Source organism: Pseudoalteromonas sp. NH0006-46, from assembly GCF_057547735.1.
In genome coordinates, this window is the sequence record NZ_BAAJML010000014.1 from 24715 (window position 1) to 41159 (window position 16445).

17 protein-coding genes are annotated in these 16445 nt (G+C 38.6%); 6 read left to right on the plus strand and 11 right to left on the minus strand.

Going from position 1 to position 16445, the window contains the following annotated elements:
* Nucleotides 1-4 precede the first annotated feature (4 nt).
* Genes icmH through AC27I2_RS18595 form a run of 4 tightly spaced genes read right to left on the minus strand, consistent with a single transcriptional unit; the run spans nt 5 to nt 3004 of the window.
* Entirely contained in the window at nt 5-727 is a 723-nt protein-coding gene (gene icmH / locus AC27I2_RS18580) for a type IVB secretion system protein IcmH/DotU (protein ID WP_487205130.1), read from the minus strand.
* A gap of 15 nt (nt 728-742) precedes the next feature.
* Nucleotides 743-2083: a type VI secretion system baseplate subunit TssK gene (tssK, locus tag AC27I2_RS18585; RefSeq protein WP_487205131.1), complete on the minus strand. Its 1341-nt coding sequence runs from the start codon at nt 2081-2083 to the stop codon at nt 743-745.
* Nucleotides 2083-2550, minus strand: a complete 468-nt coding sequence (tssJ, locus tag AC27I2_RS18590; RefSeq protein ID WP_006792567.1) for a type VI secretion system lipoprotein TssJ — start codon at nt 2548-2550, stop codon at nt 2083-2085. The genes tssK and tssJ overlap by 1 nt, the downstream gene beginning before the upstream one ends.
* 34 nt (nt 2551-2584) lie before the next feature.
* The gene (locus AC27I2_RS18595; protein WP_487205132.1) at nt 2585-3004 is read right to left on the minus strand and encodes a hypothetical protein; all 420 of its coding nucleotides are present in this window, start codon (nt 3002-3004) and stop codon (nt 2585-2587) included.
* Nucleotides 3005-3338: 334 nt separating this feature from the next.
* Here AC27I2_RS18595 and AC27I2_RS18600 point away from each other — a divergent pair, with 334 nt between their 5' ends.
* The 4 genes from AC27I2_RS18600 (at nt 3339) to AC27I2_RS18615 (ending at nt 8486) form a co-directional block, all read left to right on the plus strand.
* Nucleotides 3339-7040 carry a contractile injection system protein, VgrG/Pvc8 family gene (locus tag AC27I2_RS18600; RefSeq protein ID WP_487205133.1) on the plus strand — a complete coding sequence of 1234 codons (3702 nt, stop codon included), beginning with the start codon at nt 3339-3341 and terminating at the stop codon, nt 7038-7040.
* The gene (locus AC27I2_RS18605) at nt 7040-7591 is read left to right on the plus strand and encodes a hypothetical protein (RefSeq protein WP_487205134.1); all 552 of its coding nucleotides are present in this window, start codon (nt 7040-7042) and stop codon (nt 7589-7591) included. The genes AC27I2_RS18600 and AC27I2_RS18605 overlap by 1 nt, the downstream gene beginning before the upstream one ends.
* Nucleotides 7592-7600: 9 nt before the next feature.
* Nucleotides 7601-7924 carry a DUF600 domain-containing protein gene (locus AC27I2_RS18610; protein WP_487205135.1) on the plus strand — a complete coding sequence of 108 codons (324 nt, stop codon included), beginning with the start codon at nt 7601-7603 and terminating at the stop codon, nt 7922-7924.
* Between the two features lie 217 nt (nt 7925-8141).
* On the plus strand, nt 8142-8486 hold the full coding sequence (locus AC27I2_RS18615) for a PEGA domain-containing protein (protein WP_487205136.1): 345 nt from the start codon (nt 8142-8144) through the stop codon (nt 8484-8486).
* Nucleotides 8487-8522: 36 nt separating this feature from the next.
* Here AC27I2_RS18615 and AC27I2_RS18620 read toward each other — a convergent pair whose 3' ends face one another.
* Nucleotides 8523-8774, minus strand: coding sequence for a DUF1294 domain-containing protein (locus AC27I2_RS18620; RefSeq protein WP_487205160.1), 252 nt, complete (start codon nt 8772-8774; stop codon nt 8523-8525).
* Nucleotides 8775-8955: 181 nt separating this feature from the next.
* Between AC27I2_RS18620 and AC27I2_RS18625 the strand changes: the two genes are divergently transcribed.
* A complete protein-coding gene (locus tag AC27I2_RS18625; protein WP_487205137.1) occupies nt 8956-9486 on the plus strand; it encodes a hypothetical protein in 531 nt (176 codons plus the stop codon).
* A gap of 62 nt (nt 9487-9548) precedes the next feature.
* On the opposite strand, the gene AC27I2_RS18630 is transcribed toward AC27I2_RS18625, so the two are convergent.
* Nucleotides 9549-10091, minus strand: a complete 543-nt coding sequence (locus tag AC27I2_RS18630) for a carboxymuconolactone decarboxylase family protein (RefSeq protein ID WP_058404755.1) — start codon at nt 10089-10091, stop codon at nt 9549-9551.
* A 111-nt stretch (nt 10092-10202) separates the two neighbouring features.
* Here AC27I2_RS18630 and AC27I2_RS18635 point away from each other — a divergent pair, with 111 nt between their 5' ends.
* On the plus strand, nt 10203-10790 hold the full coding sequence (locus AC27I2_RS18635) for a TetR/AcrR family transcriptional regulator (RefSeq protein ID WP_219423301.1): 588 nt from the start codon (nt 10203-10205) through the stop codon (nt 10788-10790).
* 81 nt (nt 10791-10871) lie between these two features.
* On the opposite strand, the gene AC27I2_RS18640 is transcribed toward AC27I2_RS18635, so the two are convergent.
* From AC27I2_RS18640 to AC27I2_RS18660, 5 genes are all read right to left on the minus strand, one after another.
* On the minus strand, nt 10872-12992 hold the full coding sequence (locus tag AC27I2_RS18640; protein ID WP_487205138.1) for a methyl-accepting chemotaxis protein: 2121 nt from the start codon (nt 12990-12992) through the stop codon (nt 10872-10874).
* A 103-nt stretch (nt 12993-13095) separates the two neighbouring features.
* Nucleotides 13096-14313 carry an organoarsenical effux MFS transporter ArsJ gene (arsJ, locus tag AC27I2_RS18645; RefSeq protein ID WP_058404757.1) on the minus strand — a complete coding sequence of 406 codons (1218 nt, stop codon included), beginning with the start codon at nt 14311-14313 and terminating at the stop codon, nt 13096-13098.
* 29 nt (nt 14314-14342) lie between these two features.
* A complete protein-coding gene (locus AC27I2_RS18650) occupies nt 14343-15353 on the minus strand; it encodes an ArsJ-associated glyceraldehyde-3-phosphate dehydrogenase (protein WP_487205139.1) in 1011 nt (336 codons plus the stop codon).
* 38 nt (nt 15354-15391) lie between these two features.
* On the minus strand, nt 15392-15745 hold the full coding sequence (locus AC27I2_RS18655; RefSeq protein ID WP_487205140.1) for a metalloregulator ArsR/SmtB family transcription factor: 354 nt from the start codon (nt 15743-15745) through the stop codon (nt 15392-15394).
* Between the two features lie 177 nt (nt 15746-15922).
* Entirely contained in the window at nt 15923-16351 is a 429-nt protein-coding gene (locus tag AC27I2_RS18660; RefSeq protein ID WP_058404760.1) for an organic hydroperoxide resistance protein, read from the minus strand.
* Nucleotides 16352-16445 lie beyond the last annotated feature (94 nt).

The window sequence follows — 16445 nt, forward strand, 5'->3', positions numbered from 1 at the left end:
TTACCTATCGTGTTTCGTTGGTTTTGTTGAGCTGAGTCAGCACTTCAATTTGGTTATTTATTGTTTGTGTACTTTGGGTTGCTTGCTTACTGATAACGTAATGGAATCCAGCAAATAAAGAGGCAATCGATCCCAGACAAATTGATAAAATAACCCAATAAGGAATATTACGACCCACCTTCATTGCAAACCCTTCTGCAGGTACACCGTTTTCAGAAAGCTGAGCACTTGGAGTGCCTTTTATGTCTTCAATTTGTGCCCTAATATCAACAATTAACGCTTTTAATTGCTCAATACCCTTAACTTTGTAAATACCTTCAAAACCAAGTTGCAAGCAAATATAGTAAACTTCTAGGGCAGCGAGTTTTTGTTCTCCCCCTGTTCGTAACTTACTTAAGCGCTCAAAAAACTCTTCCCCTGCCCGGTTATTACCAAAAAATTCAAGCTGCAGAGGGCGCGACATCCAGTCCATTCTAAAATGTGCACCCGAGCTCATTACAAACTCATCGCACATTGCCGTAAGGGCAAATTTAACTTCTTGCATTAAACTGGTTGTCACTTGCTGCGAATAGCAATTACGTTCGTATTCGTCAAAGCTAGCTAATAAGCTTTCTCTAAATTCTTCTAGCTCAACAGTTGTAGACTGCTTAAGTTTTAAAGGAGTGAGTGCATTGATCACCGGAGAGATGCACGCGACTAAATCTTGCTCTTGTTGTTTTTCTTGCATAATTTCAACTCAACGTTAACTGCGTGCAACGGTCACAATTTCTATTTGTGCACTTTGTAATCCAAATGGCACAAATAAACTGAGTGACTGCTCTTCAATAATTTGTTGCCAAATAAACCCATGTGATTCAAGCCTAAAGTATTCATAACCGCTTTTTATAGCCAGCTTATTAGGAGGGCGCTGGCAATGTGTTAGCTGAACACCAGCCAATGCCGACGAAATCATAATATCGAGTTTTTCGCTTGCGCCTACTTTTACCTGCTCACTAAAGGTTTCAATCCATTTTGTGTCTTCTGCTTCAAAATACACGGCAAGATAAAAGTCATTATTGGTAAAAGTTGCAGAATCAATAGTTGCCACTTGGTAAATTGCATTTGAAGTTTTTTCGAGTTTAAGCCCCACCATTTTCTTAGGCACTACGCCCTCGAGTAAACGTGTTAACAACTCATCTAATTGACCAAATACATTGCTTAAATGTTTATGCTGATAAGGTGGCACCTGGTTAACTAAATCACTGTGCTCAAACATTGAAACTGAACTAATTAAATCAACCAATTCGCAATACAAGCGTTCAGGATGAACTAAGGCAAGGTTTTTAAGGTGATCTAACCGCTTAGCCGACGGCGCCATGGCATTTAGCAGTAAAAATGTATTCATTTCATTTGGGCCAAAGTCGGTCACCGAACCATAATTTTTGCGCCGGCTTAAAAGCACGTTTACTTTTGCGTTAACTAAGTTTGCCGTTCTATTTAATAATTCAGTTAAATAAGACGATGCCGTTATGTTTAATAAAGGCGGTACAAACTGCTTATTTAAAATAAATGACCCATCATCTGCACGCGTTATTTTTAAACAGGCAACCGTATCAAAATAGGTTTTAACGTCAGAATCAGACAACAGTATAAATTTAGGTTTAGCAATTAATACTTCTCGACTACGTGACGCATCGTGGTTATCTTCTAAATCAATATAATCAGCCTCGTAAGCGCTTAATTGGCCACTTGCTGAATAACCTTCTATATTACTCACCGTTTTATTTGCAGCTATAGCAATATAAATAACGCTATCTTCATGTGAGCTATCGAGCTCCAGCTTTAGCTCTTCATTTTGCTGACGATCAAAATCTAATAAACGGCCATTCTCTAGCAGGAGTTTAAAGCTAATTACTTTTAAAATACCTCTAGCAAGAGACGATTCGTCAATAGCAAAGTGCTCTAACCCAAAGGCTAAAGGTGATGTAAGTGCATGGCGTACAATTTGACTCTGATCGTGGTAATCATCAAATAACTGAAAATGTTGCTGAGCCAGCAATACACCTTCAGCCCATACAGGCTTAGCGGGAGCTTTTAAGTTCATTACTCGGCCTTATCCACACCAGGTAGTTGCACTTCATTGTTAGTTACTAACACATCTAATGAGGTAGATAACTTAACCGGTCCATCTGCTAGCGGATAATATGCTTTCCAATTATCCCCATTGCGGTCTCTAAATAATGCAACAATCGCTACAAATTTGGCATTTTCGGCTTGTTCAAACTTAATTTCAGACTTTTCAGAAGGGTGAATTGTGCGCTCTTCTAACGTAATCAAACTATTTGCTAATACTGATTTATCAGACTTCCACAATTCTTCAAACGTGGCTGTTTTAAATGTTTGTATATCAGACAATTGATAAACTTTTAATACAACAGGTAAAGCCTCATCAAACTGGTTTAAGTTTAAATTATCTGTTGCTTTAACATCTAAACTTACGTTAGTACTCATACAACCGGCTAAAATAAAACACAATGAAAAGCTCGTTATAACCTTTATAATAAAGCGCATATTTACCTCATAATTATTTTTATTTAAATTAAAATTAGTTTCTGCACAGATTAGCTTCGTAAACTGGGCAAATTACTTTATTAAATCTATCGTTCGCACAATCAGACCACTTGTCACTTTTAAACAACCCTAAAAAACGTTTTGATTTACTTTTTTCTTGCGATTCAACTAATAAAGACTGAGTAACCACATCATCTATAGATGTAATCAATTTAGTATTTATTAAAGAAAGTTCTTTAATATAAATAGATACATCACCATTAATTAAAGTAACTTTTTCATTGTCAACTGGGGGATTATTTAAAAAAAAGAAAAAATGCTCCATGGACTTTTCTGAAAAAACACGATGGGCAGGAATACCCACTTGATCAAGTAAGGAGGATACACTTGTAGTCATTGACCAAGCCAAAGAGTACAAGCTATTTATTTGATTTATAAACTCTTTTCTATTCATAACAAGCTCCTTGTCATCAATTTTATTTAACCTCGTAGTACAAGGTTAGCATTCTGTCCATTTAATAAACGCAATAATACAAACTCCAAACAGGCATTGTCAACCTATATAAATCTTAATAAATAACATTAATAAAAACTTAAAATAAATAGAATAAAAACTCTAAAAACAAAAATTAATCAATATTTTGCAACAATAAACAACAATCCCTATTTTTGAAACAATCTAAAAAACGGGATAATAAAATAAACATATATATTATTATTTTATTGATCAAAAGTTTGCAAACAGGTATGTTTAGCGGATATTTTTACTGAGCAAGGATTGCAACGTTGTGAGTAAGGCTAGTTTTTTTTTAAAGGTTAACGATAAAAACCTTAACGTTACACACCTACAAGGCCACGAAACACTTAATCAAGGTTTTTATTACTCAATAACCGTAGAGTCCTCAGAAAACCTCCAATCTGATAATTTATTAGCTAACGCCAATGTCATCTTTGTAAATAAAAAAAATCAATACCGACAACAAGCAGGACTAATTACATCTGTTACCAACTTAGGTGCATTTAATAAGGTTTATCGTTTTGCTATTACCGTACAAGACCGGCTCTCAACATTAAAAAACACGGCCAATAGCAAAGTGTTTATATCAGTTAACATACAAGACGTACTAACACACTTAGCATACAAGGCAGGCTATTCAGCAGGGCAAATTGTATTTAGAACAAGTTCAGTTTTGCCTCAAGTAGCACAATGCGTTCAAGCAATGGAAAGTGACTGGTCATTTTTTAATAGGCTAATATCTCAACATGGCCTTTTTTATTGGATTGAAAGCGATACAAGCACCGAAACCTTGATAATAAGTGACAGTAATTTAAATAGTCCCTACTTAAATACAGGCGTACTTGAGGTAAAAGCGACCGGTGGTATGAACGCGCTTTACAACAATAGTTTTTTTGGATTTATGCACAGTGAAGTAAAACAAAGCATATCTAATAATGCAGCAATAAGTAATGCACGTGGGCAATTTCAAAAAGTAGCCAGCAATAGCCAATCGTTTTTTGAGCCCGTAGCAGAAACACCTAGCCAAGCTGCATTACAAGCACAAAATTTTAGTAACGCATTAGGTACACATAACAAGGTAATTACCTTAACAGGTAACGTATCAGATGTATTTGCAGGATGCTCAATCTCACTTGACGATCAAATGGGGTTTGCCAGCGGCGATTTGCTTTGTATAAAAGTAGAACACACGCTAAATCAAGCAAATGACGAAAGCAGCCATGACGGTGAAACACATTATCATTGTGTTGCACAATTTATTGAGCGCGGTACGCCCTTTAAACCAATGCCTGTGGAGCACACAGCTAAACCAATGGTTTTTGCAGCCAAAGTTGAGTCATTAACGGGTAACGCATTTGTAGATGAACATGGCGAATATAGAACACGTACCGACTTTGACAAAACAGCACGGCCATTAACTCAGTCAAGCCCTGCATTAAAAAAATTGGCGCTATATGCATGTCAAAACCAACCTCAAGCCACTGGCTGGCACTTCCCACTGGTCGGTGGCTCAGAGGTACTTATTGGGTGTATTAATAACGACCCCAACAACACATTTATAATGGGATTTGCACTAAATGCCGACCAGCCAAGTGTAGTAACAGCAGCCAACCCAACACATAACCGCCTTTTAAGCGCCGCCCAAAACGAACTTTTATTTGACGACGATCAAAACGAACCTAAAGTCATTTTGCAAACGCTTGCAAGTGAACATTATATAGAGCTCAACGCTAAACAATCTGGCCGACAGTTTATTGAATGGATAAGCCAACTCGGTACTATTAATTTACACGCTGGGCGCGACCTATGCCTTGAAACCGAACAAAGTAATGTGCAATTTGTAATTAAAAACAATCAATTTATTGATGTAAAAAATAACATTGAGCAAACTACCAATAACAGCCACATAAATTATCAAAGCGCAGGTAATCAATCTTTCAGTAGTAAAAACACACGTGTTGAAAGCGATCAAGAGCTGTCGTTACTTGCTGGTCGTGCACTAAAAATAAATGCCCAAAGCGACATACGTCTTAAAACTGATAATAGCGATTTAAAGCTTAATGTGCCTAATGGCTCTACATTTTTACAAACCAATAACAGTATTAATATTACCGGCTCCGGCCAAGGCGATTTAATTATTCACAACGCAGGCGGCGAGATAAAACTCGACAGCCAAGGTAATGTTGAAATTACTGCAACAAATGTACTCACACTTGATGGCACATTTATAACCTTTGATGGCCCGGTTGATTATGACATAACCAGCCCACAAACCGCGCGGGCACCAAGTAACGCAAGCCCTGCCAACATTAGTCGTGTTAATAATATAAACATAAGTGATGCTGGTGTAGCATCAACCACCCCAAGCGTTGTTGATTTAGAATACGTTTATCAAGATGGTAGCCCTGTAAAAAACGCACCTTATACAATTAAATTTGATGATGGAACACAAATCACAGGCCAGCTAGATGAAGAAGGTATAGCGCAATTAACCGACGTACCAAATGGGCAATTTACTGTTCAATACGGGGAAGATACGCGCGCGTATGAACCTCAAGATAACACCAAACCAAACCCGCTTTATGGAAAAATAACACCGCAACAAGCGGTAAAAATGATTGAAACTAACAACACTGCTTTACTTGATGAAGCTAATAACGTAGCCGCAACATCAGGCAATTGGCTTTGGGGAGCGCTGCAAGGCGATTTTAATAGAAACCCAAGTACCTCCCAAATAGTAGTGGGTAGCGTTATATCTATGATCCCCGTTATTGATCAGTTAATGGATTGTCGTGATATCTGCGCAAATATTATGGTCTTAAGTGATGATGACGAAAGCAATGACAGTGACGGCTGGCTAGCACTTTCTTTAACAGCTATTGGCTTAGTCCCAATTCTTGGAAGTGCATTAAAAGGCACTCTAAAAGTCATTATAAAAAATATTGGGGCAACACTCGATGCAGCCTTTGCTGTATTGCGAAAACTAGGTAAAGGCGATCCACACGCGTTTCTTAAAAATCTGGACTGGTCAAAACTCACTCAAGATTCAACAAAAGCTGTTAAAAATCAAATTAGCACAATTAAAGAAGCACTTGAGTCTATCTTAGACTCTTGGTTAATTCGTAAAATGTTAGATAATCACGCCATTAAATCTATTGAAAATAGCTTAACTAAATTAAAACAGTTTGAAACTAAAGTAGACTCAGGAATACAGCAAGGCATTAATCGTATTAAAGGCTACGTTGACGAAGCGTTATTAAGTAATGCCAAAGGTCGTGTTGTAAGAGGTAATACCGGCCAGCCCGTAAAAGCCAAAACTACGGAGTTAGATGCCAATGACATAGAGCTACCTTATAAAATTAAAGAAGGTGTAAAAGCAATTGGCAGTTCCCCCATTATTTTTAAACGCCATCATCCCCATGGCCAGCAAAATGGCGAGTGGCCCGATAGCTATACACTAACGCCAAACGGGAGGCCTCTTGGGGCAAATGAAGGAATAATGCCTGATGACTTTAAAGGATTAAAGAAACTAGATGAAAATAGCTTGGGCAAAATAGATGAAGGATGGCCTGATTTAAGATATGGGGACAATTTTGAAAACTTCACCGATTTAAAAGCGGACACACTTCCAAAAGGAACAAAGATTTATCGTGTTATTGACGAAGGTACATCTGAAGCAACTCGTCAAAGCTCTGGCGCCTACTGGGCCTTTGAATTGCCTAAGTCAAAAGCGCAGTGGCGAGAAAATTATGCAGTTAAAGATTCATGGAATGACAATGGTCACTATATTGAGCACATACTAGAGCAAGATGAAAAAGTATGGGTTGGCGGTGTAGCTGGGCAGAAATATGAAGAGTTTGAAGGTAGTAACTTTTATTTAAAAGGAGCTGAAACACAGATATTTATCAAACCTGGTTTAATCAATGGTGACAAAATACAACCAAAACTAACTAATTGGCCGGATGCAATATAATGAATAAAAATTCAAAAAAAACACTTCTAGAGAGGAAGTTTACTTCAATAGACTACATCAAACTTTACGTGGATAGTTATCAGGAAATTGTTGAAACGCTTGAAGCCGGAATGAATGAGTTTGAACTTCAGTTGCAAAAAAATCCGACTTTAAACATAGATAACTTTAAGCAATGGCAACTTCGAGGTGCTCCAAATATAAAACGCGGCGCTCAGAATGCGCTTGAACACTTTGAAAAAGCTAAAAAAGACCACCTTACAGGAATTGCAAGCTCTGCTGGCAACTTAAGAGGCTTATCTCGCGATGTTGATAACATAGGTGGTTTTGGTGATTGGTGGCATGAAATAGATAATAAATACTGGGATACTTTTTATTCAACATATATGAAAACGAAAAAAATAGGCTCGAATATCGATTATACCATTTCAAGTTATTGGGATGACGACGAAATCTTAGATGAAGAAATCACAGGCCCTATTGATGAGCAAGAACTCCTCAATTATTTAAAACCCGATGAATCACTTGATGATTTAGCACAAATAAAACGCTAAGGACAGCACATGCAACCCGATATTAAAAACATCCCGCAACACCTAGGTCAGTACCTTTATCAACAAATAAAAGAGCCATGGCTTGAAGCACACCTTATTTTAGACTGCGAAAACAACAATATACTTGAATGCAAAGCCAACTTTATAAAAGCAGATGACGAAACACAGCATGCAATTGCTGTATCTGAGAATATAACTGAGTTATTTAAAACGTTATTTGACCATGCAATTAAAAACGAAGTGGAAAATTGGCAACGCGCTATTTTTACTATCACTTGTAAAGGCCAGTTTAATTTAAACTTTGAGCGTGATAATAATGTGAGTCCCTACTAATAATTTAATTGCGGATCGTTTGTATATTTTTTATGTTTAATTTTGATTAATTAACAACAATAATTGAACCTAGGCTGGATACATATTAAACTGTAGGCCGATTTGTTATTTAAACAAACGAAAGTCAAGGAAGACGAGCGAGTACCCCCCTTTTGTTGATAGTCCTCCATGATATTTCGTGAAATTGAACACTACTAAATGATTTTATGGAGTACCTATGAAAAAGTTAAGCGCACTGGCACTATTGCTAATTTTAACTGGTTGTTCAACCACCTCTCCTGTTCAAGAAACTGAGCAAGTGTCAGTAGAGCCTGTTAATGAGGTAGTCGAAGAAAATGCACCAATTTCGTTAACCGTTATTACCAACCCTGCTGATGCACGCGTGCGCATTATGAATATTGCCCCTGTTTACCAAGACGCCATGGAATTAAAAGAAGGTAAGTACGATATAGAAGTTACCAAAGCAGGTTACCTTACCTACAGAAAGTGGGTTGTTGTTGATAAAAAAACAATTTTAACTGTGGAGTTAGATCAAATTGCCGCAGACCAAAGCGCCAATTAATACCAGTTATTATCGATTTACGCTTAATGCCTTTAACTATAAAGATAAAAGGCATTGAGCGCATAAAAAAATATACCCACCTATCAGTAAAACTATATTTAATAAAATGCACACCCAAAGTACCGTTATAAAACGCTTTTTTTGTGATTTATGACGCAATAATTGCTGAGCAATTAACGCTCCGGGCCACCCTCCACATAGTGCTAATAAATGAAGAGTTCGTTCGCTCGTGCGGCTTACTTTTTTATTTACCGACTGCTTAGCTTTTTGTTTATCCCACGCATACATAATAAATGTTATGGCACTAATAACCGTTATATAAGTAGGCGCAAAAATAGTTATGCCCCATTTAAAATGTGCAACCCATAATATGAATATAAAAAATAAGGATAGAATTATTAAGGTTTTCTTTATCAAGTAATTATCGCCTATACTAGTTTGTATCAGTTCAAATAATAAGAGAATAATTATGACATATTTTAAAGCGCTCCTTTGTACTTTATGCTTTTTAGCTTTTACAACCCACGCAAAAGAACAACCACTTAAACTTGATAAACACCTCAGTGTATTTCAGCCTTATTTAGGGTCGTGGCAGGCCGATTTTGATGTTGCACCAGGCGCTAAACCCGTTCAAGACGTGGGCTTATGGGAGCGTGCGCTTAATGGTAAGGCAATAAGAACAAAGCACTCTATTAATGAGGGTGAATATGGTGGCGAGTCGATGATTTTTTACGATAGTAAAAAAGAGTCATTGGTTTTTTATTATTTTACAACAGCCGGTTTTTACACAAAAGGCACTATAAAAGTACTCAGCTCTACGCAATTTGTTGCTTACGAGGAGGTTACTGGTAGTAAAGAAGGTATTACTAAAGTGAAGTCGACCAGTGATTTAAAAGATGGAAAGTTAGTTGTGTCTACCTCCTACTTAAAAAAAGGTGAATGGACTAAACCAGAGTCACGTATTTATACACGTAGCAATCAAGCCGTTAAATTTAAATAGCTATCATTGTTTACAGTACAAAAAAGGCAGCCCCGCTGCCTTTTTTGTTAATTAATACACGATTATTTTGCGAATTTTTTAAATGGTTCGTCCACTGGCGTATTTGCTAGGTGGTTAGTGTAGTTGCTCATTACCTTTTGCGATAAACCTACAATAATTTCTAGTAGTTGCTGTTGGCCGTAACCGGCTGCAAAAAACTTTTCAATTTGCTCATCGCTAATTACGCCACGTTCGCGCGTCATAGCCAGTGTTGTTTCACGTAGTGTTTCTAGTTTTGCATCTGCAAGTGGTGTTTTGTTTACTAGTGCATCAACAATACCTTGGTCAACTTTCATTGAAGCGGCAATTGCGCTGTGCGCTGGCACACAGTAATGACACTCATGCTCAACGTTAATTGACTGCCATACTACTGTTAGCTCTTCTGCGTTAAACGATGTTTTTTGAAATAAGTCGTGCAGTACTTGGTAACCTTTTAATAGCGTTGGTGCTTCAGCCATTACTGCATGTAAATTAGGTAGCATGCCAAATGCAGCAACTGAATCGGCTAATAAAGGTTTTGATTCTTCAGGTGCGTTTTCTGCTGTGTATAAAGTAAATTCTGCCATTGTTAGCTCCAAAAATGAGTTGTTTATGTAACGTCAAAATACATACTATTTGATTTTGAGCGATTGCTCAAGTTAAAATTGAGCGAATGTTCAAATTAATTGAGAAACAGCATGGTCAATAAAGTAAAGTTTGAGCGCGAGAAGGTTGTTCGCCTTGCCAGTCAGCTATTTTGGGAAAAGGGGTTTAACGCCACTTCTACTCGTGATCTACAAGATGCAATTAATATGCGCCCAGGCAGTATTTATTCTGCGTTTGGATCAAAGGAAGGGCTTTATATTGAGTCTTTAAAAAATTATACCGTTCAAATAGAAGACCAAATAAAAGCCTGTTTATTGGCGTCACCTACTATTATTGGCGGTTTACAAACGTTTGTTGAAAACGTGATTATTAAAGATAAAAAAAATGCCCCGAGCGCTATTTGTATGTTGGTAAAAGCAAATTGCGAATTTGCCGACGAAGACAGCTGTTTGTATTCATTGAGCCTTGATTTATCAGATAAATTTGAAGCCTATTTAAGCGATTTATTTGCACAAGCCATTGCGCGTGAAGAGCTAAAAGGCGAGGTTAGCCCAAAAGACTACGCCCGCTTTTTTAAAGTGCAATTTACAGGCCTACGCGGCTATTTTAACCGCCCGGGTGTTGAAGAGCTTGCACAACCTATGATCGATCAAATGTTTAAAATTATGAAAACGCTCTAAACCCTTTAGCTCAATTAATGGCAAAAAAAACGGCGGTAATGTAATTACCGCCGTTTTTTATTTTTAGAAATTATGTACCTGTTAGGTTTTTAACTTATTGAGTTCGCTATCTTGTTGAGCAACTAGCTTATTGAGAACTTCGCTGCTGTCGCCAGCCTGTGAAGATAAACCAGATAACTGAGAAGCTGCATCAGAAATAAGCGTTAAATTACGGTTTATTTCCTCTGTTACTAGGCTTTGCTCTTCAGCGGCTGTTGCAATATGCGTAATTTGATTAGTTATTTCATCCACTTTTACAACCACACTGTGCAGCGCGTCAAAAGCAACAGAGGTTTCGTCAACCGCGTTTTGTGCTCTTACAACGCCTTTTTCTATTACAGTGGAAGCATTGCCAACCTCATGCAGTAGGCTGTCTATAAGGTTGCTAATGTCATCAGTAGATGAACGTGTTTTAGAGGCAAGTGCTCTTACTTCATCAGCAACAACGGCAAAACCTCGACCGTGTTCTCCAGCACGTGCAGCTTCAATGGCTGCATTGAGTGCCAGTAGGTTAGTTTGCTCTGAAATAGTTCTGATCACATCTAAAATTTGCGTTATGTCTTTACTGCGCGTGGCTACTTTTTCAACCGCTTGGTTTGCCTCTTTTATTTCTTCAGACATGGTTTTAACTTGCGTCATAGCCGACGACAAGCTCGACTCACTGCTTACCACTAAGCCGTTAATTTCGTCAGCTTGCTGCGCCGATTGCTCAGACGCTCTTGCGACTTCAAGTGCCGTTGCGCTCATTTCGTTCATAGCGGTAACAACGCTTTCTATTTCTTTAAACTGCGCCTGCACATTATGTTTTGTGTCGATGGCTATATGCTGGGCAATTTCGCCTTGTTGCTTAGTCTGATCTGATACGGCTTTAAGCTCAACAATTAGGTCGCGTAATTTGGTTAAAAAGCGGTTAAAACCACCAGCCAGCGCAATTAGTTCGGCATGGCTGTCTACATGTAAAGTGTGTGTTAAGTCGCCTTCTGAACTGGCTAGGTTATCAACGCGTTCTTGTATTTGTTCAAGTGGGGCAATAACACCTGCTACAACAAATTTCATAACTACAAAAGCAACACCCGCAATAATTAAGCCGGTTACTAAAATAATAGTGCCCAATGCTGCTGCGGTGCTTTGCATATTTTCGCTCAAAGCTTGTGGGCCAGCCAGTGCTAAATTTGCAGGTACTTCAATAATAAGCGACCACTGAGTGTCTGCAAGCTTTATATTTATGGGGTAATTAACCAGGTAAGTGTCATCCGCTTTTAAAAGATTGTTTTCACCTCGTACCTTTTCAACTTTACTGGTAATCGTGGATGACATGGCTTCTTTGTAAGGTCGGCCAAGCTTGGTTTTGTAGTGGCTACTGCCTACTATTAAACCAAAATCACTTAATAATGTTACCTTAGCTTGACCATTATAAAGCTCTTTTGAAAGCTGCTCTGTTAACGCTTGAAAAACCGGTAACGTTAAATCAACGCCAGATATACCAACAAACCGACCATCTTTGACAATAGGAACCGTAAGAGACGTCATCATTTCTGAGTTGCCTGGCTTAATTTCGTATAGGTAGGGTTCCATAATACAGGGCTTAACGTTGTCTTTAGCACACAAATACCATTCAGACTCTCGCAGGCCAAATTCATTAAGCTTAGTGAAATATTTTTCGGCAGGGTCGTCTACAACTTGCTGCTCAACCACGCCTGCTTTACTACGTGTAAAATAAATTTCGAGTGTACCAGCACCATCAACAGAGTGACTGTAGCCGCTTGTAAATTGAGTATCTTTAGAATCATAACCGTTTACTTCAAACTGGGAGTAGATGGAAGAAAGCGATTCATTATTATTTAATATGGATTGATTAAGATTAACAACGGATTCGCGACTAAGTGCATCATTACCCGCCGTGCCACTTAATATGGCAGCGAGAGAAAAAGGGACACGGTATGCCTCGTTAATAAACCCTGCAATTCTTTCACCATATACAGCCGCATTAGCACTTAGCTTTTCTTCAACCTCTGCTACTATGTATTTTTCTGACTGGGTTGATAGCTCATCGTTGCTTGATGATAGCTGCCACCACAAAACACTAGAAAGCACCAAAACTGTTATAAATATACTGCCTACTGTAATCCACAGTAGTTTTTTTGCTAACGATATTTCTCGCATTGACCCGCCCTTTGTTTAAACTACAAATACAGTTTAGACGATTTTATTAATCAAGCTATCGATAACCGTTAACAAAATTTAATTTAATACAATACGTTGAGTTTTAACGCTTGGCTAAAAAAGCAGTCGTCACTGAGGCACTTAGTAATAGCACCACACTCACCCACAAACAGGCACTTAATCCATAAACTTGGAATACCCAACCAGACAACACAGTCCCTAATAAACGCCCCATTGCATTGGCCATGTAATAAAAGCCCACATCTAACGACACCCCATCGTCTTTAGCAAAACTTACAATTAAAAAGCTGTGTAGCGATGAGTTAATTGCAAACACAGCCCCAAAAATAAGTAGCCCAACTATTAAGGTTATGTGTACCGCTAAGTTAAGTTGCATTAAAACGGCTAATACTAAAGTAACCATGCTCAGTAACACCACCCACCAATATGCAGTGGCACTTGCTTGTTTATGAGATTGGCTGTGTCCTGTAATACGTGGTGCCTGAGATTGCACTAGTCCGTAAGCAATAACCCACGTTGCCATAAACCCACTTACCCACCAATGATCCCACTTAAACTGAGCCGCTAAATAAACCGGTAATGCAACCACAAACCACACATCACGCGCTGCAAATAAGCACAAACGCGCTGCACTGAGTAAATTAATTGCACGAGATTTTGAAAATAACTCTTTAAACTTAGGTTTAGTTTTAGCTTTACCCATGTCGCCTTTTAAAAACACTAAACTTATTACCCACGCTATGCTGAGTAATACAATAAGCCCAACTAAAGCGCCAATAAACCCAAATAAACTTAATAGCAAGCCACCTAAAAAAAAGCCTACGCCTTTAAGTGCGTTTTTAGACCCCGTTAAAATAGCAACCCATTTATATAATTGCGCTTGCCCGCTGTCGCCTTGAGGAACTAAATACTTAATCGCGCTTTTGGCGCTCATTTTATTTAAGTCTTTTGCAATACCACTTAGTGCTTGCGCTACCATGACATACGCAACTGTGAGCCAATCACCCGGTACACACAGCATGCCTAAGGCAACAATTTGCAGCCCTAAGCCTATATTCATAGTTTTATTTAACCCAAGTTTGACACCTAACCAACCGCCCACTAAATTGGTGATCACACCAAAAATTTCGTAAAACAAAAACAGCATGGCAATAGCCAACGCACCATACCCTAACTGATGAAAATGCAGCACCACCAGCATACGCAGTGCCCCATCGGTTAAGGTAAATGCCCAATAATTACCGGTAATAATTAAATACTGTTTTATTGCTGTAGGTAAATTAGCAAGCTGCTCAAACATGGTTAAAGCCCTTTAAACCTTATAAATGGTTAAACCAAGTCGCTTTTAGCAACTTTAAGCATAAGCTCGGCGGTACGATTAGCGTAGCCCCATTCGTTATCGTACCAAGCGTATAATTTAAGCTGTGTATTATTAATAACCATGGTAGAGAGTGCATCAATAATGCTACTACGTGGATCGGTTTTGTAATCAATCGATACCAGCGGTTTTTCTTCGTAGCCTAATACACCTGCAAGCTCGTTTTTAGACGCCTGAGCAAACCATTCATTTACCTCAGTTGCAGTTACACCACGCTCAAGCTCAAATACACAGTCGGTAATTGATGCGTTAGTTAACGGTACGCGCACGGCGTGGCCATTTAACTTACCTTTTAGCTCAGGGAATATATGCGTAATAGCTGTTGCGCTACCTGTTGTGGTGGGTATTAAACTTGTCCCGCACGAACGAGCACGGCGTAAGTCTTTATGTGGCGCATCAATAATAGTTTGGGTATTGGTAATATCGTGAATAGTGGTCATTGAGCCGTGCTGAATGCCTACTTTTTCTTGTAGTACTTTTACAATAGGCGCTAAACAGTTAGTCGTACACGAAGCCGCTGTAACAATTTTGTGCTCATCTGGGTTATATAAATTATCATTAACGCCCATAACCACATTTAAAATGCCGTCTTCTTTTACTGGTGCGGTTACCACAACGCGCTTAACACCTTGTGCTAAGTATTGATTTAACAACTCAGTGGTTTTCATTTTACCGCTGGCTTCTATTACTACATCGCAATCAGACCAATCGGTGTCGTTAATAGTTTTGTTATTGGTAACCGCAATAGTGTGTTTACCCACACTAAAGCTATGTTCGTTTGCTGTTACGCTGTGCGCTAAACGCCCATGCACTGAGTCAAACTCTAATAAATGGGCATGTGTTTTAGCATCACCAGCAACATCGTTTACTTTAATAAATTCTACTTCTGGCCATTCTAATGCCGCGCGCAGTGTTAAACGTCCCATACGGCCAAAGCCGTTAATACCTACTTTAATTGTCATAATAAATACCTTTCGTAAAGTTATATCAATTTGCTTAATTAACAGCAGCTTGCTGCACGCTCTGGGCGATTACCCATTGCATTGAGTCGATTTAAATCGTCGTTATAAAACGAAGAATTTTCGTTTCGTGTTTGTGTTATTACGCTAAGAGACCACTCTGGCAGGGCTTTATTAATGCTGTAGTACACCCATTGATTTTGCTTACGGTCGCTTAATAAGCCACATTGCCTAAGCTGCGCTAAATGGCGCGATACTTTAGGTTGGCTAAGTTCAAGCGCAGCAACAAGCTCACACACACATAGCTCTTGCTCATGGCTAATTAATAACATGGCTTTTAAGCGCGTATCCTCGGCTAAGCACTTGTAAAATTGTAGTGGGTTGAGTTGTTCCATAGCATCCTCGTTTAGTTAGTGTGCATACAATAAAACAAAACAAGAATATATGAAATAGTGAATATACGATTTTTCGTATATTTATTTATAAGCGTGGAAACTCAGCTAAATTGCAACGCACAAAAAAAGCCCAGTGGCAAAACCCCTGGGCTATTACAATGCTAAGTAATCAGTTAACTAAATAACCGAAAGTTCCACCTCAATATTCCCGCGTGTAGCGTTTGAGTATGGGCATACTTGGTGTGCTTTATTTACCAGCTCTTGCGCTGCTGCTTTATCCATATCACCTAGTGATACCGCTAATTTAACTGCAATGCCAAAACCGCCTTCAATTGCGCCAATAGATACTTCAGAATTAATGTGTGTATCACTTGGTAGCGCAATTTTTTCGCTACCTGCTACAAATTTTAGTGCGCCAATAAAACACGCTGCATAACCTGCTGCAAATAGCTGCTCTGGGTTAGTGCCTTGTCCGTCATCACCACCTAGCCCTTTTGGGGTTGATAGCTTCACATCTAAACGGCCATCGTCAGATTTAGCTACACCTTCACGGCCACCGGTTGCAGTTGCTTTTGCTGTGTAGGCAACGTTTTGTAATACATTCATAGTGAACTCCAAAGTTTATCAATTAATTTATTTTGCATGCAAAATAATAGGGTAAGTAATTAGAGATTGCAAATACTTTGCATGCAAATTAAAA